This window comes from Pseudomonas sp. 10S5 (assembly GCF_035019745.1).
In the GTDB taxonomy this organism is placed as follows: domain Bacteria; phylum Pseudomonadota; class Gammaproteobacteria; order Pseudomonadales; family Pseudomonadaceae; genus Aquipseudomonas.
Genome location: NZ_JASJVL010000016.1, coordinates 100008 through 117982, shown reverse-complemented (window position 1 = coordinate 117982; position 17975 = coordinate 100008). Strand labels below are relative to the sequence as shown.

The window sequence follows — 17975 nt, the reverse complement described above, 5'->3', positions numbered from 1 at the left end:
TCGCTTAAATTTCAGCAGCCAGTTTATTAACCAGCTCCGCGTGCGCGTTTTGATCGATTGTGGCACCCAGGATCTTTTCAGCACCGTTGACCGCCAGGCTACCCAATTGGGCGCGTAGCGCGTCTTTGACGCCGTTCAGCTCCAGTTCGATCTCGGTCCGAGCCTGAGCCTTCACACGGTCAGCTTCGATAACAGCCTGTTCACGGGCTTCTTCGACAATCTGAGTACCGCGTTTCTTGGCTTGCTCAATGATTTCTGCTGCTTGAGCCTTCGCTTCACGCAGTTGATGACCCACTTTATCTTGGGCCAACTCCAGGTCGCGAGTTGCTCGTGTAGCAGCGTCCAGCCCATCCGCGATCTTCTTCTGACGTTCGTGCAAAGCAGCGATGACCGGAGGCCACACGAACTTCATGCAAAACAGTACAAAAATGAAGAACGCAACGGACTGACCAATCAGGGTTGCATTAATGTTCACGCCAACACCTCGCTCGTTCGTTGTCCATCACACCAATCCACTCGAAAATTCGAGAGATTAGCCAGCGAGTTGACCAACGAAGGGGTTCGCAAAGGTGAAGAACAGAGCGATACCAACACCGATCATGGTCACGGCATCGAGCAAACCAGCAACGATGAACATTTTGACCTGAAGCATCGGGACCATTTCTGGCTGACGCGCTGCGCCTTCCAGGAACTTGCCGCCCAGCAGGCCAAAACCAATTGCGGTACCCAGTGCGCCCAGGCCGATCAACAGTGCAACAGCGATAGCAGTTAGACCAACTACAGTTTCCATCTTTCCTCCCGACTTTTACGTCGTATTGGTTAGGTTTTTTAGATTTAAAGCGGTAAAACAAAATTGTTCACATCAGCCCTTGCGGGCACCCTGCCGCCGAAACGGAGGGTCATCAAGTCGCTCTAGCGAGCCTTAATGGTTTTCTTCGTGAGCCATCGACAAATAGACAATGGTAAGCATCATGAAGATGAACGCTTGCAGGGTGATGATCAGGATGTGGAATACAGCCCACGCCCATTGCAGCACGATGCCCAGACCACTCAGCCAGAGCAAGCCACTGCCAAACATGACAGCGATCAGGATGAACACCAGCTCGCCGGCATACATGTTGCCAAACAGACGCAGTGCCAACGAAATAGGCTTGGCAATCAACGTCACGAATTCAAGCAGGAAGTTCACCGGAATTAATAACGCTTGTAGAAAGATGTTTTTGCTACCAAAAGGGTGCAGGGTCATTTCGCCGATGAAGCCGCCGATGCCCTTGACCTTGATGCTGTAGAAAATAATCAACGCAAATACCGAAAGGGCCATGCCCAAGGTAGCGTTAGGATCAGTTGTCGATACGGCGCGGAATGGGACATGAGAGTCGCCAGTGACAAACATCGCCAAGTGCGGGATCCAGTCGACCGGTAACAGGTCAACTGCGTTCATCAGGAACACCCAGACAAAAATAGTGAGCGCCAACGGTGCGATGACCGGACTCCGTCCGTGAAAACTGTCTTTTACGCTGCCATCGACGAACTCGATCAAAATCTCGACGAAGTTCTGTAAAGCGCCCGGCTGGCCGGAGGTTGCCTTTCTGGCTGCCATGCGGAAGATCAGAATAAAGATCAACCCCAGTGCGACCGACCAGCCGAGAGTATCGACGTGGAAAGCCCAGAAACCCATTTCCTTGGCTTGCGCCGCGTCATGAGCAAAACCCCAACCACTGGTTGGCAAATGACCAAAGGTCAAATTTTGCAGGTGATGCTGGATATATGCCGAAGCTGTTTGCTCTGATGCCATGGTTGCCTCAAACGCCCTAAGGTCTCGAAAGTCTTGTTCTCATAAGCAGGGGCGAGAACCAGTTGACCAATTGGATCAACATGAACACCCCAAATACCGCCAGCGGAGCCAGTGGTTTTACCCCTGCAAAGGTCAGCGCAAAAAGCACTGCCGTAAAAATAAGTTTGCCTGCCTCGCCAGCGTAAAAAGACCGGACAATGGCTTGCGCTGCTCTGGCACCTGTAAACCGGAAAGCCTTGTGAGCAAAGTACAAATTGGGCAGCCAAGCTATCAGACCTCCGCAAAGACCTGAGTACCCGGCAACGACACCGTGCCACTGCCATAACGTCAACGCTGCCAACAGCAGTACTGCACACTGGGCCAGTAGTACCGGAAAAACCGCCAGGCGATGGAACGGCAGGCGTTTCTGCGTGCGGTTTTCCATCATAACTACCCCTGGAATGTCGGCCGCCAAGATCAGTAACTGGCATAATTTGTGCCGACAAAATGCGCGCAGAGTATAGGGGCGGATTACCCCCTATTCAACTGCCATGTAGTGATTTCCGACTACTCGCTACAACTCATCTGTTTCAGCGAATGTGCGCAAGTACGCCCTGTAGCTCATCCAACGAGTTATAGCGAATAACCAGTTGCCCTTTACCCTTCTGACCATGGCGAATCTGCACCGCAGAGCCTAAACGCTCTGCCAGACGCTGTTCGAGGCGACTGATGTCCGGATCGTTTTTTGCGGGTTCGGCAGCAGCTGGCTTGCCACTCAACCATTGTCGAACCAGCGCCTCGGTTTGGCGTACTGTCAGACCGCGTGCGACAACATGTCGCGCCCCTTCAACTTGCCGTTCTTCGGGCAATCCGAGCAATGCACGTGCATGACCCATTTCTAGATCACCATGGGAAAGCATGGTTTTGATGACTTCTGGCAATGCGATCAAGCGTAGCAGGTTCGCAACGGTTACCCGGGACTTGCCCACAGCATCGGCCACTTGTTGCTGAGTGAGCTGAAATTCTTGTTGAAGACGCTGCAGCGCGACGGCTTCTTCTATCGGATTCAAGTCTTCGCGCTGGATGTTCTCGATCAACGCCATGGCAATAGCGGTTTCATCGGACACATCACGAACCATGGCCGGGATTGTCTCCAAGCCCGCTTGCTGGCTCGCGCGCCAACGCCGTTCACCGGCAATGATCTCGAAGCGACCGCCTGCGATTGGACGCACCACAATCGGTTGCATGACGCCCTGAGCCTTGATCGACTGAGCCAGCTCTTCGAGTGCTTGAGGGTCCATGTCGCGGCGTGGCTGGTATTTGCCACGCTGGATAATATCCAGAGGGATATGATTCAGCTCTCGCTGATCGGCTTGAACGGCCTGCTCTTCCAACGCGCTGACGGTTGGACTGCTCAGAAGTGCATCCAGCCCACGTCCGAGACCTCGTTTCTTAACGGCCATGCGGATTTCCTTAAGTTGCCTGAGCGGGACGAGGATTGCGACGTTGGCGACGGACCATCTCGCCCGCCAAGGCGAGGTAAGCCAGGGCGCCGCGCGATGTTTTGTCATAGGCCAGCGCCGGCATCCCAAAGCTTGGCGCTTCCGCCAGACGGATGTTGCGCGGGATGACAGTGTCGTAGAGCTGATCACCGAAGTGTTCCTTGAGCTGATCGGACACGTCATTGATCAGACTCAAGCGCGGGTCATACATGGTCCGCAACAGGCCTTCAATTTTCAGCTGGGGATTAAGCAATCCAGCAATACGTTTGATGTTATCCACAAGATCGCTCAAGCCTTCCAGCGCAAAATACTCGCACTGCATGGGGATAATGACCCCATCCGCGGCAACCAGCGCATTCAAGGTAAGCATCGACAAGGACGGCGGGCAGTCGATGAGAATGTAGTCGTAATTCTCGCGAATGGGTGCCAACGCGTTGCGTAGGCGACTTTCTCTCATCTGCATTTCCAGCAGGACGACCTCGGCAGCCGTCAGATCGCGGTTGGCGGGCAGCAACTGGTAACCGCCATGCTCGGAAAAGTGCATGGCCTGCGCCAAATCACACTCGCCGATCAATACGTCATACACCGAATATTCCAAGGCGTGTTTATCCACGCCACTGCCCATGGTGGCGTTGCCCTGCGGGTCGAGATCGATCAACAAAACGCGGCGCTTGGTCGCGACCAATGACGCTGCGAGGTTGATACAGGTTGTGGTTTTACCCACGCCCCCTTTTTGGTTCGCTATCGCGAATACCTTAGCCATTCTTGCTCGTGTTCCCAATCATGCCGTGCGGCGCAGTATCAGCAGATGGCGTTGGCCTTGGCAACCAGGAACGGTCAAGGCTTGTGCGCTATCGAGACGAAAATCTGTCGGTAATGCTACCAGCTCATCCGCGGGGTGCAGGCCTTTCATCGCTAACCAGCGTGTATGGATATCGCCAAGGTGACGCGTCCAACCGGTAAAGTCCGCGAGATTGCTAAACGCTCGGGAAACGATCCCGGTGAAAGGCAGCAAAGGTTGAAATGTTTCCGCCCGGCTGTGGATAACTTCAAGATTATCAAGTTTGAGTTCAAGTTTAACTTGGGTTAAAAAACGGGTTTTCTTGCCGTTACTGTCTAAAACCGTGACTTTCATATCGGGAAACAAGATCGCCAACGGAATGCCTGGCATTCCACCGCCGCTGCCAACGTCAAGCCAACGGTCACCGGTTATGAAGGGCACCACGCTCAAGCTGTCGAGTAAATGCCGCGAAACCATTTCATCTGGGTCGCGAACCGCAGTGAGGTTGTAAGCCTTGTTCCATTTGATCAGCAGTGCCAAGTAGGCCAGCAGTTGGTGGTGTTGGCTTTCGCTCAAATCGACACCAAGTTGCAGGGCGCCACGGGATAACTCTTGGGCATGTTGCGAGGTAACCATAGAACTCAAGCGCTTTGCTCCAACTGACGGCCCGCGCCGCGTTTTTTCAAATGAATCATCAACAGCGAAATTGCTGCAGGGGTCACACCAGGTATGCGCGAGGCTTGACCCAACGTTTCTGGACGAGTTATCCCCAGCTTGCCTTGAATCTCTTTCGATAGACCAGAGATGCCTACGTAATCGATATCAGCGGGCAACTTAGTATCTTCACTGGCCCGCAGACGAGCGATTTCATCCTGTTGACGATCAATGTAACCGGCGTATTTGGTTTTGATTTCGACCTGCTCGGCCACTTGAGGATCACTGCAGCCATCACCCGTGATGGCGATCAAACTAGCGTAATCGACTTCAGGACGCGTCAGCAGATTGAGCAAATTGTATTCATGGGTCAGCGGCGTACCGAAATGCGCAGAAATGGCATCACCCTGCGCAGTACCAGGGCGAACCCACGTACTTTTCAGGCGCTGCTCTTCCAGAACGATGCTTTCGCGCTTGGTGCAGAACGCCGCCCAACGGGCATCGTCGACCAACCCTAACGCTCGACCTTTCTCGGTTAACCGCAGGTCGGCGTTGTCTTCACGCAGAATCAAACGGTACTCGGCACGAGAAGTGAACATCCGGTACGGCTCTTGGGTACCCAAGGTAATCAGGTCATCGACCAATACGCCTATGTAAGCCTCATCTCTGCGTGGACACCAACTTTCTTTACCCTGTGCAAGCAGCGCAGCATTAGCACCGGCCAACAAACCTTGGGCGGCGGCTTCTTCGTAGCCTGTCGTGCCGTTGATTTGCCCAGCGAAAAAGAGACCACCTATCACCTTGGTTTCAAGGCTGTATTTCAAATCCCTGGGGTCGAAGTAATCGTATTCGATGGCATAGCCAGGGCGAACAATGTGCGCGTTTTCCATGCCCCTAATCGAACGGACGATTTGCAGTTGAACGTCAAAGGGCAACGAAGTCGAAATACCGTTCGGGTAAAGCTCATGAGTGGTTAACCCTTCCGGTTCGATAAAAACCTGATGGCTATCCTTGTCGGCAAAGCGATGGATTTTATCTTCGATAGAAGGGCAGTAACGTGGGCCAACACCTTCAATGACGCCGGAATACATCGGCGAACGATCGAGGTTGGCCGCGATGATTTCATGGGTACGGGCGTTGGTGTGCGTAATCCAGCAGCTGACCTGGGCAGGATGCTGTTCTTTCGAGCCCATGAACGACATGACTGGAATCGGCGTATCGCCTGGCTGCTCAGTCATCACCGAAAAGTCCACCGAACGCCCATCGATACGAGGTGGCGTGCCCGTTTTAAGACGACCCACTCTCAGAGGCAGTTCGCGTAGACGTTGAGCTAACGCAATCGACGGCGGATCACCTGCGCGTCCGCCCGAATAATTTTGCATTCCAATGTGGATAAGTCCACCGAGGAACGTGCCCGTGGTCAATACCACCGCGTCCGCGAGAAATCGGAGCCCCATCTGAGTCACCACGCCGCGGACTTGGTCCTGTTCAACAATCAAGTCATCGCAGGCTTGTTGGAATATCCACAGGTTCGGCTGGTTTTCGATAATTTCGCGAATAGCCGACTTGTACAGCACGCGGTCAGCCTGAGCTCGGGTAGCCCGAACGGCTGGGCCTTTACGGCTGTTCAACACGCGAAATTGAATACCGCCTTTGTCGGTCGCGATGGCCATCGCGCCGCCAAGGGCATCGATTTCCTTGACCAAATGGCTTTTGCCGATGCCACCGATGGCTGGGTTGCAGCTCATTTGGCCGAGTGTTTCCACGTTATGCGTCAGCAGCAAGGTTTTTGCACCCATGCGCGCTGACGCCAGTGCGGCTTCGGTACCGGCATGACCGCCACCGATGACGATCACCTCAAAACGGGAAGGGAAATCCACCACGCACCTCGTTCCTACTCTTGAGAACAGGAAATTAAATTTTGGACAGTCGGCAAGTATAGGGACTTACCCCCCTTGAAAGGAACCTTTTGCACAAAATTCAACCAGCTGTGGGTGATTGACGGTTATATAAATTAAAAAAAAAGAAATTTATAAATCTTTGTTTTTATGTTTACTACTACTGAGCCATGTTTCTGTGGATAGAATCCTGAAGCCCTTTATATTAGCTGTGTACAGAGAATCAAAACATTGTGGTCATGTAGCCCTGGGCCGATGGGATAAGTGGCCTAAGCCTGTGGATTAAAGGGCGACTTGTCCACAGGGTGAATTATTCTCAGGTTTTAAGCCTAGTTATCAACCGAGCTGAAGGATGGTTACACACAGGGCTTATTCCACCCAAAATAGCGGTTGTTGCTAAAGGTTGGGCGAACGGAAGCCACCGAGACAGACATTGATCCGCTCGGTTGGAGGTTATTGGGGAAGGGAGAGTCTATTTGCCGATGCAAAAACTGGAGAAGATACGTCCCAACAGATCATCAGAACTGAAAGCGCCGGTAATTTCGCCCAATGATTTTTGAGCTTGCCGTAAGTCTTCGGCGAGTAATTCGCCAGCGCCTGCGAGCGTCAGCTGAGCTCTTCCATGCTCAAGCGATGCGCTGGCATGCCCTAAGGCCTCAAGATGTCGCCTGCGTGCGCTGAAGCTGCTTTCAGAGGTTTGCTCGTAGCCCATACACGCCTTTAAGTGATCTCTTAACAACTCTAGGCCTTCTCCCGCAGCCATCGCACTTAGGCTTATCGTCACGTGGCCGTCAGCGCTACGTTCTTGACCAATGACATCGCCACTCAAGTCGGCCTTATTCCTGATCAGCGTTACCTTGGAGGGATCGGGTCTCTGCTCAAGAAACTCAGGCCATAAGGCAAAGGGATCGTCAGCCTCAGGGGCCGTCGCATCCACCACCAATAGCACCCGATCGGCCTCGTTGATTGCCTTAAGTGCTCGCTCAACACCAATTTTTTCAACTTTATCATCCGTAGCGCGCAGTCCAGCCGTATCCACAACGTGCAATGGCATACCGTCGATATGGATATGCTCACGTAGAATGTCTCGTGTCGTGCCAGCGATGTCAGTGACAATTGCTGCCTCTCTGCCTGCGAGTGCATTAAGCAAACTCGATTTTCCCGCGTTAGGTCGGCCGGCGATCACTACCGTCATACCGTCCCGTAGAAGCGCGCCCTGTCCGGCTTCTCGCAAGACTGTGGATAACTCATCGCGAACAGCATCCAGCATATTAAGTACGTGGCCATCGGCAAGAAAATCGATTTCTTCTTCTGGAAAATCGATGGCTGCTTCTACATAGATTCGAAGACCTATCAATTTTTCGGTCAAGTTATCCACACGTACTGAGAAAGCACCTTGCAAGGATCGGACAGCGTTACGTGCCGCTTGCGCTGAGCTAGCTTCTATCAAGTCGGCGATTGCCTCAGCTTGGGCCAAGTCGAGTTTGTCATTGAGAAATGCGCGCTCACTAAATTCACCCGGCTTTGCTAATCTGCTGCCAAGCTGCAAACAGCGCTGCAACAGCATATCCATCACTACCGGGCCGCCATGCCCCTGCAGCTCCAGGACATCTTCACCGGTAAATGAGTTAGGTCCGGGGAAGTAAAGAGCGATGCCCTCGTCGATAACCTCTCCATTTTCATCGCTGAAAGGACCGAAGTGCGCATAGCGGGGGATAGGAGTGCGACCGATGATTGCTGACGCAGCTGTACTCGCTAATGGACCGGATATTCGCACAATGCCTACGCCACCTCGTCCCTGGGCAGTAGCAATGGCAGCGATGGTTTCATGAGGAACGTTCATAACCAGGCTCTCTAGACAAATGGCGGATAGCAAAACGCCCCACGAGGGGGCGTTTTACAATTACTTATACACAGGTTAGATCAAGCAGCCGCGCTCTTGGTAGCCGCTTCAATTTTGCGAGTGATGTACCACTGCTGCGAAATCGACAGGCAGTTGTTGACGACCCAGTACAGAACCAGACCAGCAGGGAACCAAAGGAAGAAGAACGTGAAGATGATTGGCATCAGCTTCATGACCTTGGCTTGCATTGGGTCTGGCGGAGTTGGGTTCAACCGCTGCTGGATGAACATGGTTGCACCCATGATGATCGGCAGGATGAAGAACGGGTCTTTGATCGACAGGTCAGTGATCCAGAGAATGAACGGAGCCTGACGCATTTCCACGCTTTCCAGGAGAACCCAGTACAGCGAGAGGAAAACCGGCATCTGTACAACGATCGGCAAGCAACCACCTAGCGGGTTGATCTTCTCTTTCTTGTACAGCTCCATCATCGACTGCGACATTTTCTGCCGGTCATCGCCATGTTGTTCTTTCAGAGCAGCCAGTTTCGGTGCTACGGCTCGCATGCGGGCCATGGATTTGTAGCTGGCAGCCGAGAGAGGAAAGAACAGCCCCTTGATCAACATGGTCAAGAAGATAATCGAGAAACCCCAGTTACCGACCAGGCTGTGGATATGTTGCAGCAACCAGAAAATCGGTTGGGCGATGAACCAGAGAATGCCGTAATCGACAGTCAGCTCGAGACCTGGGGATAACTCTTTCAATACCGCTTGGCTTTTAGGTCCTGCATACAGCGTGGCAGTTGTCTCACCTGTTGCACCGGCAGCGACAGAGATCGCTGGGCCAGTGAAACCAATGATGTAATTGCCTTGAGCATCCTTACGAGTCTGTACGACATTGCTGTCGGACTTGTTTGGAATCCAGGCCGTCACGAAATAATGCTGCAACCAGGCAACCCATCCGCCTTGAACAGTTTCTTTCAGTGAAGCCTTATCGATGTCTTTCATCGATACTTTTTTGTACGGTTCGGCTGGAGTACCCAGCGCAGCGCCCAAATAAGTCGCAGTGCCGGTTGCAGTGCTTGAAGATGGATCCGCACTGGCATCACGTTTCAACTGAGCAAACAGATTACCGGCCCAAGGCTTGCCGCTCTGGTTATCAATCAGGTAGGTGACTTTCAAGTCATACAAGCCACGCTTAAACGAAAAGCGCTTGATGTAATTGACACCGTTGTCAGCAAACTTCAGATCAACAACCAAATCATTTTGGCCATCAGCCAGTTGATAGGTTTTCTGCGTACTGGTGTAAACCGGGCGACCTGCCGCTCGAGCGTCAGGACCATCTGTGCCGGTCAAGCCACTTTGCGCAAGATAAGTACGTTCGCCGCCATTATCGAACAGCTGGAAAGCAATCTCCGGGTGGTCTTGGCGACGTGGATACAGGGGCAATCGCAACTGAGCAATATCACCACCGACCGGGTCTATTTCCAGATTGAGCACATCCGTTTTTATTTGAATGAGGTCTTTACTGGCCGCAATTGGCGCTTCAATAGGTGCAGCAATTTCACCGTTGGCGCTTGGAACATCGGCACTTGCAGTAGTATTTGAACCCAGCGCCGTTTCCGGAATGACCGGTGCGGTAGTGCTGGCAGCAACATTCTGAGTCGGCAGGGCAGCCTGACCGTAATCTTGGTTCCATTTCAGAACCCCGACATAGGTCACGATTGCCAAGGCGGCGATCAGGATCGTGCGTTTAATATCCATGATTACTCGGCCATCGAAGAGGAACGGGAGGTAGGTACAGGTGGAACCGGGTCATAACCACCGGCATTCCACGGATGACAGCGACCTAACCGACGGAAGGTCAGCCAGCCACCGCGTAGAAGGCCATGACTTTCAATGGCTTCATACGCGTAGCAGGAACAGCTGGGGTAGAAACGACAGTGGCTGGCCATCAGCGGGCTAATGGCATAGCGATAGAACTGGATCGGAACGAGTGCCAGCTTACGCATCTGAACTGTCTACCCTTATGGTTTCGGTTTTAACATCAGGAACCGGCCGGCTGCGTGCCAGGCGTTTCCATAGCTTGCCGAAATGCTGAATCAATTCGGGGTTTTCTATTTCACCCAAACCTTTGCGCGCCACTATGACGATATCCCAACCAACCAGATCATCCTGGTGCTGGCGAAATGATTCGCGCATTAGGCGTTTCAAGCGATTGCGCTCAACGGAGAGTTTGACGCTCTTTTTACCGATCACCAGCCCCAACCGGGGATGATCAAGGTCGTTGTTGCGCGCAAGGAGCAGGAGATTCTTCCCCGGAACCTTACCGGTAGGGGAGTCAAAGACTGCCTTGAAATGTCGGGGTGTCAGCAAACGCTTTTCCCGACTGAAGTCCTGACTCACCACCTGTACCTATTTATCAAACTGCCAGACGCTTACGGCCTTTGGCGCGGCGACGCGACAAGACTGCACGGCCGTTTTTGGTGGCCATGCGTGCACGGAAACCGTGGGTGCGGGCGCGCTTGATAGTGCTGGGTTGGAAAGTACGTTTCATGGCGTGTTACCTGGTTCGTCCACAACGGGCCGGAATGGCCCCCGTTTTAAGAGACCGGGGATTCTAGAGAAAGCAAGCCTCTAGGTCAATTTCCAACCAGCGTTTCCTTCAATTACTTATCAAGTCGGTTTTTTAGCCTCGGTTTTCCAGTCGGTCGTTTTTGCTTGGCTGGCCAATATGGATAGGTGTTTAAATATAGAAATAAAGAAGGAGAGTATTTAAAGCTCTTTTATAAAGCTTATAGAAGCTAAGGACCGCTTTTTCTGTGGATAAGTACCTGTATGCCTTCAAAATAGAGCTGTACAGAGGATGACAACTCAGTTGAAAAACCGTGCTCCACCTGTGCTGTACAGTAGGATAAGCTGTGTATGGAACGCCGTTTTATCCACAGGCAGGTTATCCACAGAGTTCGTGCTGGACTTATGCAGTGGGTTGAGGCCCGCTTATCCACAATGCTTATGCACAGGTGATGGGTGCTGTAGTTTGTCCATAAAGCGTTGATTCTTCGCATCCTGGGAGCAACCTACATGTGGATAAGTCAGCCACTGATCGTTACAATAGCGGCTGTTTTTGCCTCACCGGCATTCGACTTAGGGGATATCTGTGTCAGCGGAACTTTGGCAGCAGTGCGTGGAGCTATTGCGCGATGAGCTGCCGGCCCAGCAATTCAACACTTGGATCCGCCCGCTACAGGTCGAAGCCGAAGGCGACGAGTTGCGTGTGTATGCACCCAACCGTTTCGTTCTTGATTGGGTAAATGAAAAATACCTCGGTCGGTTGCTTGAGCTTCTTGGCGAACGCGGACAAGGCCTTGCGCCCGCGCTGTCCTTATTAATTGGCAGCAAGCGCAGTTCTGCTCCACGGGCTGCACCCAATGCGCCGTTGGCTGCGGCTGCCTCGCACGCAATTTCAGTAAACCAGGTAGCGGCTTTACCCATTCAACAGGTTAGTTCGCCACCACCGAGCCACACGGTTGCGGTTCACGACGAGCCTTCTCGCGCCAGTTTCGATCCTATGGCGGGGGCTAGCTCGCAACAGGCGCCCGCTCGTGCGGAGCAGCGCACGGTTCAGGTAGAAGGTGCGCTCAAGCACACCAGCTACTTGAATCGCACCTTTACCTTTGAGAATTTCGTTGAAGGTAAATCAAACCAGCTGGCGCGGGCGGCGGCTTGGCAAGTGGCGGACAACCCCAAGCACGGCTACAACCCTCTATTTCTTTACGGCGGGGTGGGCTTGGGTAAGACACATTTGATGCACGCGGTGGGAAACCACCTCTTAAAGAAGAACCCGAACGCCAAGGTTGTTTACCTGCACTCGGAGCGCTTCGTTGCTGACATGGTAAAAGCGCTTCAGCTCAACGCGATCAACGAATTCAAACGTTTTTACCGTTCGGTCGATGCGCTGTTAATTGATGATATTCAGTTTTTTGCTCGCAAAGAACGCTCCCAGGAAGAATTCTTTCATACTTTCAATGCGTTGCTTGAAGGTGGTCAGCAGGTCATCTTGACCAGTGACCGCTATCCGAAAGAAATTGAAGGTCTGGAAGAGCGTTTGAAGTCGCGTTTCGGTTGGGGGTTAACGGTCGCCGTTGAGCCGCCTGAGCTGGAAACCCGTGTTGCTATCTTGATGAAAAAGGCAGATCAGGCGAAAGTTGATCTGCCTCACGACGCGGCGTTCTTCATTGCTCAGCGGATACGTTCTAACGTTCGCGAACTTGAAGGTGCGTTAAAGCGGGTCATTGCACACTCGCACTTCATGGGCCGCGATATTACGATTGAGTTGATTCGCGAATCATTGAAGGATCTTTTGGCACTCCAAGATAAGTTGGTCAGTGTGGATAACATTCAGCGCACAGTGGCTGAGTACTACAAGATCAAGATTTCTGATTTGTTGTCCAAGCGTCGTTCGCGTTCGGTAGCGCGTCCGCGCCAGGTTGCGATGGCGCTGTCCAAAGAGTTAACCAATCACAGCTTGCCTGAAATTGGTGATGTGTTTGGCGGTCGTGACCATACCACCGTCCTGCACGCATGCCGAAAGATCAACGAGCTTAAGGAATCCGACGCGGATATTCGCGAGGACTACAAGAACCTGCTGCGGACACTCACAACCTGATGACATTAGCGCAGCTTATTAAGGCAAGGGACTAGACCATGCATTTCACCATTCAACGCGAAGCCTTGTTGAAACCTCTGCAACTGGTCGCCGGCGTCGTAGAGCGCCGCCAGACCTTGCCGGTGCTTTCCAACGTGCTTTTAGTTGTCCAAGGGCAACAGCTTTCGCTGACAGGAACAGACCTGGAAGTCGAGCTGGTTGGTCGTGTTCAACTGGAAGAGCCAGCCGAGCCTGGGGAAATCACTGTCCCTGCTCGCAAGCTGATGGACATTTGTAAGAGCCTGCCCAACGATGCGTTGATTGACATCAAACTGGACGAGCACAAGCTTGTTGTTAAAGCAGGTCGTAGCCGTTTTACCTTGTCCACGCTGCCAGCCAATGATTTTCCAACGGTGGAAGAAGGTCCTGGCTCGCTGACCTTTAATTTGGTGCAAAGCAAATTGCGCCGATTGATCGAACGCACTAGCTTCGCCATGGCACAGCAAGACGTCCGTTACTACCTCAATGGGATGTTGCTGGAAGTCAGCGCGGGCATATTGCGTGCTGTTGCCACCGATGGCCACCGCTTGGCAATGTGCTCAATGACCGCCGAGATAGAGCAGGCGGATCGGCACCAAGTCATCGTGCCCCGCAAAGGTATCCTTGAACTTGCACGCTTACTGACTGAGCAGGACGGTATTGTCAGCATTGTTTTAGGTCAGCATCACATCCGCGCAACCACCGGTGAGTTTACTTTTACCTCTAAATTGGTTGATGGCAAATTTCCGGATTACGAACGTGTTCTGCCAAAAGGTGGTGATAAGTTGGTGTTGGGTGATCGGCAGGCATTGCGTGAGGCGTTCAGCCGTACCGCCATTTTGTCCAACGAAAAGTATCGCGGTATCCGCCTGCAATTGGCCAGTGGGCTTCTAAAGATCCAGGCTAACAACCCGGAGCAAGAAGAGGCCGAAGAAGAAATCGGTGTTGATTACACTGGCGGCAATCTGGAGATTGGTTTCAACGTTAGTTATCTGCTCGACGTATTAGGCGTGATGACCACCGAACAGGTGCGTTTGATTCTGTCCGATTCCAATAGCAGCGCACTGGTGCAGGAATCGGACAACGATGATTCTGCTTATGTTGTTATGCCGATGCGCCTGTAACGTGTCCATGCTTAGCAGAGTTTGAATGTCTCTTAGCCGCGTTACCGTCACTGGGGTGCGCAATCTGCACCCGGTGACAATCTCCCCCTCTCCTCGTATCAACATCCTTCACGGCGCAAATGGCAGTGGTAAAACCAGCGTTCTGGAAGCCATCCATTTGCTCGGCCTTGCGCGTTCCTTTCGTAGCATACGGTTACTGCCGGTCATCCAATACGAACAGCCCGCGTGTACAGTTTTTGGCCAAGTCGAATTGGCCGAAGGTGGGCATAGCAGTCTTGGTATTTCCCGTGATCGTCAAGGTGATTTTCAAATCCGCATCGATGGCCAGAATGCAAAAAGCGCTGCGCAATTGGCCGAGGCGCTTCCCCTGCAGTTAATCAATCCTGATAGCTTTCGCCTTCTAGAAGGCGCTCCGAAAATACGTCGACAGTTCCTCGACTGGGGAGTGTTCCACGTGGAACCTCGTTTTATGTCGACCTGGCAGCGCTTGCAGAAGGCCCTTAGGCAGCGGAACTCATGGCTCCGGCATGGTACACTCGACGCCGCTTCACAAGCCGCTTGGGACAGAGAACTATGCCTCGCCAGTGATGAAATCGACGAGTATCGGCGGGCATATATCAAGGCCCTTAAACCAGTGTTCGAGCAAACCTTAAGTGAATTGGTTGAGCTCGAAGGTTTGACCTTAAGTTATTACCGCGGGTGGGATAAGGAAAAAGAGCTGAGTGCTGTGCTTGCCTCGTCCCTGCATCGCGATCAACAGATGGGCCATACACAAGCCGGGCCGCAACGAGCTGATTTGCGCTTGAGACTGGGCGCTCATAATGCTTCGGATATTTTATCCCGTGGTCAGCAGAAGTTAGTGGTCTGCGCATTGCGCATTGCTCAAGGACATTTGGTCAGCCAAGCACGGCGAGGCCAATGTATTTATCTGGTGGATGATTTGCCGTCCGAACTGGATGAGCATCACCGCCGCGCGCTTTGCCGTTTATTGGAAGACTTACGCTGCCAGGTGTTTATCACCTGTGTAGATCACGAATTATTGAGGGAAGGCTGGCAGACGGAAACGCCAGTCGCTTTGTTCCACGTGGAACATGGCCGTATTACCCAGACCCACGACCACCGGGAGTGAATGCATGAGCGAAAATCAAACGTACGACTCCTCCAGCATTAAAGTGCTGAAAGGGCTAGATGCCGTACGCAAGCGTCCCGGTATGTATATCGGCGACACCGACGATGGCAGCGGTTTACACCACATGGTATTCGAGGTGGTCGATAATTCGATCGACGAAGCTTTGGCTGGTCATTGCGATGAAATAAGTATTGTTATCCACACGGATGAATCGATCACCGTGCGCGATAACGGTCGCGGAATTCCGGTAGACGTACACAAAGAAGAAGGCATTTCTGCAGCAGAGGTCATCATGACCGTGCTGCATGCCGGTGGTAAGTTCGATGACAACTCTTACAAGGTTTCTGGCGGCTTGCACGGAGTCGGCGTTTCAGTTGTAAACGCTTTGTCTGAATTGTTGCTGTTGACTGTGCGCCGTAGTGGCAAAGTTTGGGAACAGACCTATGTCCACGGTGTTCCACAGGAACCCATGCGCATCGTTGGCGAGAGCGATTCCACCGGTACTGAAATCCATTTCAAACCGTCGGACCTTACGTTCAAAAATATTCATTTCAGCTGGGACATTCTAGCTAAGCGTATTCGTGAACTGTCGTTCCTAAACTCTGGTGTAGGGATTGTTTTAAGGGACGAGCGCAGTGGTAAAGAAGAGCTGTTCAAATACGAAGGCGGTTTACGCGCATTCGTCGAATATCTGAATACCAACAAGACGCCGGTTAACCAGGTGTTTCACTTCAACATTCAGCGCGAAGACGGTATTGGCGTTGAAATCGCGTTGCAATGGAATGACAGCTTTAACGAGAACTTGTTGTGTTTCACCAACAACATTCCTCAGCGCGATGGTGGTACCCACCTGGTCGGTTTTCGCTCTGCATTGACGCGAAACCTGAACACTTACATCGAGCAAGAAGGTCTGGCTAAAAAGCATAAAGTTGCCACTACCGGCGATGATGCACGTGAAGGCCTGACGGCAATCATTTCGGTCAAAGTGCCAGATCCTAAATTCAGCTCGCAGACAAAAGACAAGCTGGTCTCATCGGAAGTTAAGACCGCAGTAGAACAAGAGATGGGTAAACACTTCTCTGACTTCCTGCTGGAAAATCCGGCTGAAGCCAGAGCTGTTGTTGGCAAGATGATCGACGCTGCTCGAGCCCGTGAAGCCGCACGTAAAGCTCGCGAGATGACACGTCGTAAAGGTGCGTTGGACATTGCCGGTCTCCCCGGCAAACTTGCGGACTGCCAGGAAAAAGACCCTGCCCTTTCCGAACTGTATTTAGTGGAAGGTGACTCTGCTGGCGGGTCCGCCAAGCAGGGGCGTAACCGTAAAACCCAGGCCATTTTGCCGCTTAAAGGTAAAATCCTTAACGTCGAAAAAGCGCGCTTCGACAAAATGATCTCGTCCCAAGAAGTGGGCACGTTGATCACGGCGCTGGGCTGCGGCATTGGTCGTGACGAATACAACATCGCGAAACTGCGCTATCACAACATCATCATCATGACCGATGCTGACGTTGACGGTTCGCACATCCGAACACTGTTGTTGACCTTCTTTTTCCGGCAACTGCCTGAGTTGATTGAGCGTGGCTACATCTACATCGCTCAGCCACCGTTGTACAAAGTGAAAAAGGGTAAGCAAGAGCAGTACATCAAAGACGACGAAGCCATGGAAGAATACATGACCCAGTCGGCCCTTGAAGATGCCAGCTTGCACCTTAACGAGTCGGCACCGGGTATTTCGGGTGAGGCGCTGGAGCGTCTGGTTCACGAGTTCCGCATGGTCATGAAGACACTCAAGCGCCTGTCGCGCTTGTACCCTCAGGAACTGACCGAGCATTTCATTTACCTGCCGTCGATTTCACTTGAACAACTGTCGGATCACGATGGCATGCAGGCTTGGCTGGCTTTGTTTGATGCGCGCCTGCGCGTTGGCGAGAAGTCCGGTCTGGTCTACAAAGCGAGCTTGCGTGAAGACCGCGAACGTAATGTTTGGCTGCCAGAGGTCGAACTGATCTCACATGGCTTGTCCAACTACGTTACGTTCAACCGGGACTTCTTTGGCAGCAACGACTACAAAACCGTAACGACCCTCGGTGAAAAAATCAGCACTTTGCTGGAAGAAGGCGCTTACGTGCAACGCGGTGAACGCAAGAAGCTGGTGACTGAGTTCAAGGAAGCTCTTGCTTGGTTGATGGCGGAAAGCACCAAGCGTCACACTATCCAGCGCTACAAAGGTCTTGGCGAAATGAACCCGGACCAGCTGTGGGAAACCACCATGGACCCGGCTGTACGTCGCATGCTTAAGGTAACGATTGAAGATGCTGTTGGTGCTGACCAGATCTTCAACACCTTGATGGGTGACGCGGTGGAACCTCGCCGTGACTTCATTGAAAGCAATGCGTTGGCTGTGTCTAACCTGGATTTTTAAGAGGTTAGATTCGCTAAGCAAACCCCAGCCTTGGTGCTGGGGTTTTGCTATGTGGATTTATGTAAGCTTGAGCTGCTATAGAACATCGCTGAATCCCACTTGAACAAATAACTCTAAACACTGCCTCAACAGTCCCTAGCACCTTACACTGGGGAACATCCA

General features: G+C 52.4%; 17 protein-coding genes. 4 read left to right on the top strand and 13 right to left on the bottom strand.

Annotated features, from left to right (window positions below; translation table 11 throughout):
- Positions 1 to 4: 4 nt before the first annotated feature.
- The 13 genes from QN378_RS17750 to rpmH all read right to left on the bottom strand — a co-directional run bounded on the left by QN378_RS17750 (position 5) and on the right by rpmH (position 11008).
- Positions 5 to 475 (bottom strand): F0F1 ATP synthase subunit B, encoded by a 471-nt coding sequence (locus QN378_RS17750; RefSeq protein ID WP_322206004.1) that lies wholly within the window; start codon positions 473 to 475, stop codon positions 5 to 7.
- 57 nt (positions 476 to 532) lie between these two features.
- Positions 533 to 790 (bottom strand): F0F1 ATP synthase subunit C, encoded by a 258-nt coding sequence (atpE, locus tag QN378_RS17745; protein WP_002555987.1) that lies wholly within the window; start codon positions 788 to 790, stop codon positions 533 to 535.
- A 132-nt stretch (positions 791 to 922) separates the two neighbouring features.
- Positions 923 to 1795: a F0F1 ATP synthase subunit A gene (atpB, locus tag QN378_RS17740; protein WP_322206003.1), complete on the bottom strand. Its 873-nt coding sequence runs from the start codon at positions 1793 to 1795 to the stop codon at positions 923 to 925.
- Between the two features lie 16 nt (positions 1796 to 1811).
- Positions 1812 to 2219: a F0F1 ATP synthase subunit I gene (locus QN378_RS17735; RefSeq protein WP_322166819.1), complete on the bottom strand. Its 408-nt coding sequence runs from the start codon at positions 2217 to 2219 to the stop codon at positions 1812 to 1814.
- Positions 2220 to 2364: 145 nt separating this feature from the next.
- Complete coding sequence (locus tag QN378_RS17730; RefSeq protein ID WP_322206000.1) at positions 2365 to 3237, bottom strand: ParB/RepB/Spo0J family partition protein; 873 nt, start codon at positions 3235 to 3237, stop codon at positions 2365 to 2367.
- Positions 3238 to 3247: 10 nt separating this feature from the next.
- Positions 3248 to 4039: a ParA family protein gene (locus QN378_RS17725; RefSeq protein WP_323550799.1), complete on the bottom strand. Its 792-nt coding sequence runs from the start codon at positions 4037 to 4039 to the stop codon at positions 3248 to 3250.
- Between the two features lie 18 nt (positions 4040 to 4057).
- The gene (gene rsmG / locus QN378_RS17720) at positions 4058 to 4693 is read right to left on the bottom strand and encodes a 16S rRNA (guanine(527)-N(7))-methyltransferase RsmG (RefSeq protein ID WP_322206971.1); all 636 of its coding nucleotides are present in this window, start codon (positions 4691 to 4693) and stop codon (positions 4058 to 4060) included.
- Between the two features lie 5 nt (positions 4694 to 4698).
- A complete protein-coding gene (gene mnmG / locus QN378_RS17715; protein WP_323550798.1) occupies positions 4699 to 6591 on the bottom strand; it encodes a tRNA uridine-5-carboxymethylaminomethyl(34) synthesis enzyme MnmG in 1893 nt (630 codons plus the stop codon).
- 490 nt (positions 6592 to 7081) lie between these two features.
- Positions 7082 to 8452, bottom strand: coding sequence for a tRNA uridine-5-carboxymethylaminomethyl(34) synthesis GTPase MnmE (gene mnmE, locus QN378_RS17710; RefSeq protein ID WP_322205997.1), 1371 nt, complete (start codon positions 8450 to 8452; stop codon positions 7082 to 7084).
- 80 nt (positions 8453 to 8532) lie between these two features.
- Positions 8533 to 10215, bottom strand: coding sequence for a membrane protein insertase YidC (gene yidC / locus QN378_RS17705; RefSeq protein WP_322205996.1), 1683 nt, complete (start codon positions 10213 to 10215; stop codon positions 8533 to 8535).
- Between the two features lie 2 nt (positions 10216 to 10217).
- A complete protein-coding gene (gene yidD, locus QN378_RS17700; protein ID WP_299830942.1) occupies positions 10218 to 10463 on the bottom strand; it encodes a membrane protein insertion efficiency factor YidD in 246 nt (81 codons plus the stop codon).
- Positions 10456 to 10860, bottom strand: a complete 405-nt coding sequence (gene rnpA, locus QN378_RS17695; protein WP_322205995.1) for a ribonuclease P protein component — start codon at positions 10858 to 10860, stop codon at positions 10456 to 10458. Before rnpA ends, yidD begins: the two co-directional genes overlap by 8 nt.
- A 13-nt stretch (positions 10861 to 10873) precedes the next feature.
- A complete protein-coding gene (rpmH, locus tag QN378_RS17690; protein ID WP_002551315.1) occupies positions 10874 to 11008 on the bottom strand; it encodes a 50S ribosomal protein L34 in 135 nt (44 codons plus the stop codon).
- A 603-nt stretch (positions 11009 to 11611) separates the two neighbouring features.
- On the opposite strand from rpmH, the gene dnaA reads away from it, so the two are divergent.
- Genes dnaA through gyrB form a run of 4 tightly spaced genes read left to right on the top strand, consistent with a single transcriptional unit; the run spans position 11612 to position 17813 of the window.
- Positions 11612 to 13120 (top strand): chromosomal replication initiator protein DnaA, encoded by a 1509-nt coding sequence (dnaA, locus tag QN378_RS17685; RefSeq protein WP_322205994.1) that lies wholly within the window; start codon positions 11612 to 11614, stop codon positions 13118 to 13120.
- A gap of 38 nt (positions 13121 to 13158) precedes the next feature.
- A complete protein-coding gene (dnaN, locus tag QN378_RS17680) occupies positions 13159 to 14262 on the top strand; it encodes a DNA polymerase III subunit beta (RefSeq protein WP_322205993.1) in 1104 nt (367 codons plus the stop codon).
- A 25-nt stretch (positions 14263 to 14287) separates the two neighbouring features.
- Positions 14288 to 15391, top strand: coding sequence for a DNA replication/repair protein RecF (recF, locus tag QN378_RS17675; RefSeq protein ID WP_322205992.1), 1104 nt, complete (start codon positions 14288 to 14290; stop codon positions 15389 to 15391).
- A 4-nt stretch (positions 15392 to 15395) separates the two neighbouring features.
- Positions 15396 to 17813: a DNA topoisomerase (ATP-hydrolyzing) subunit B gene (gene gyrB / locus QN378_RS17670; RefSeq protein WP_323550797.1), complete on the top strand. Its 2418-nt coding sequence runs from the start codon at positions 15396 to 15398 to the stop codon at positions 17811 to 17813.
- Positions 17814 to 17975 lie beyond the last annotated feature (162 nt).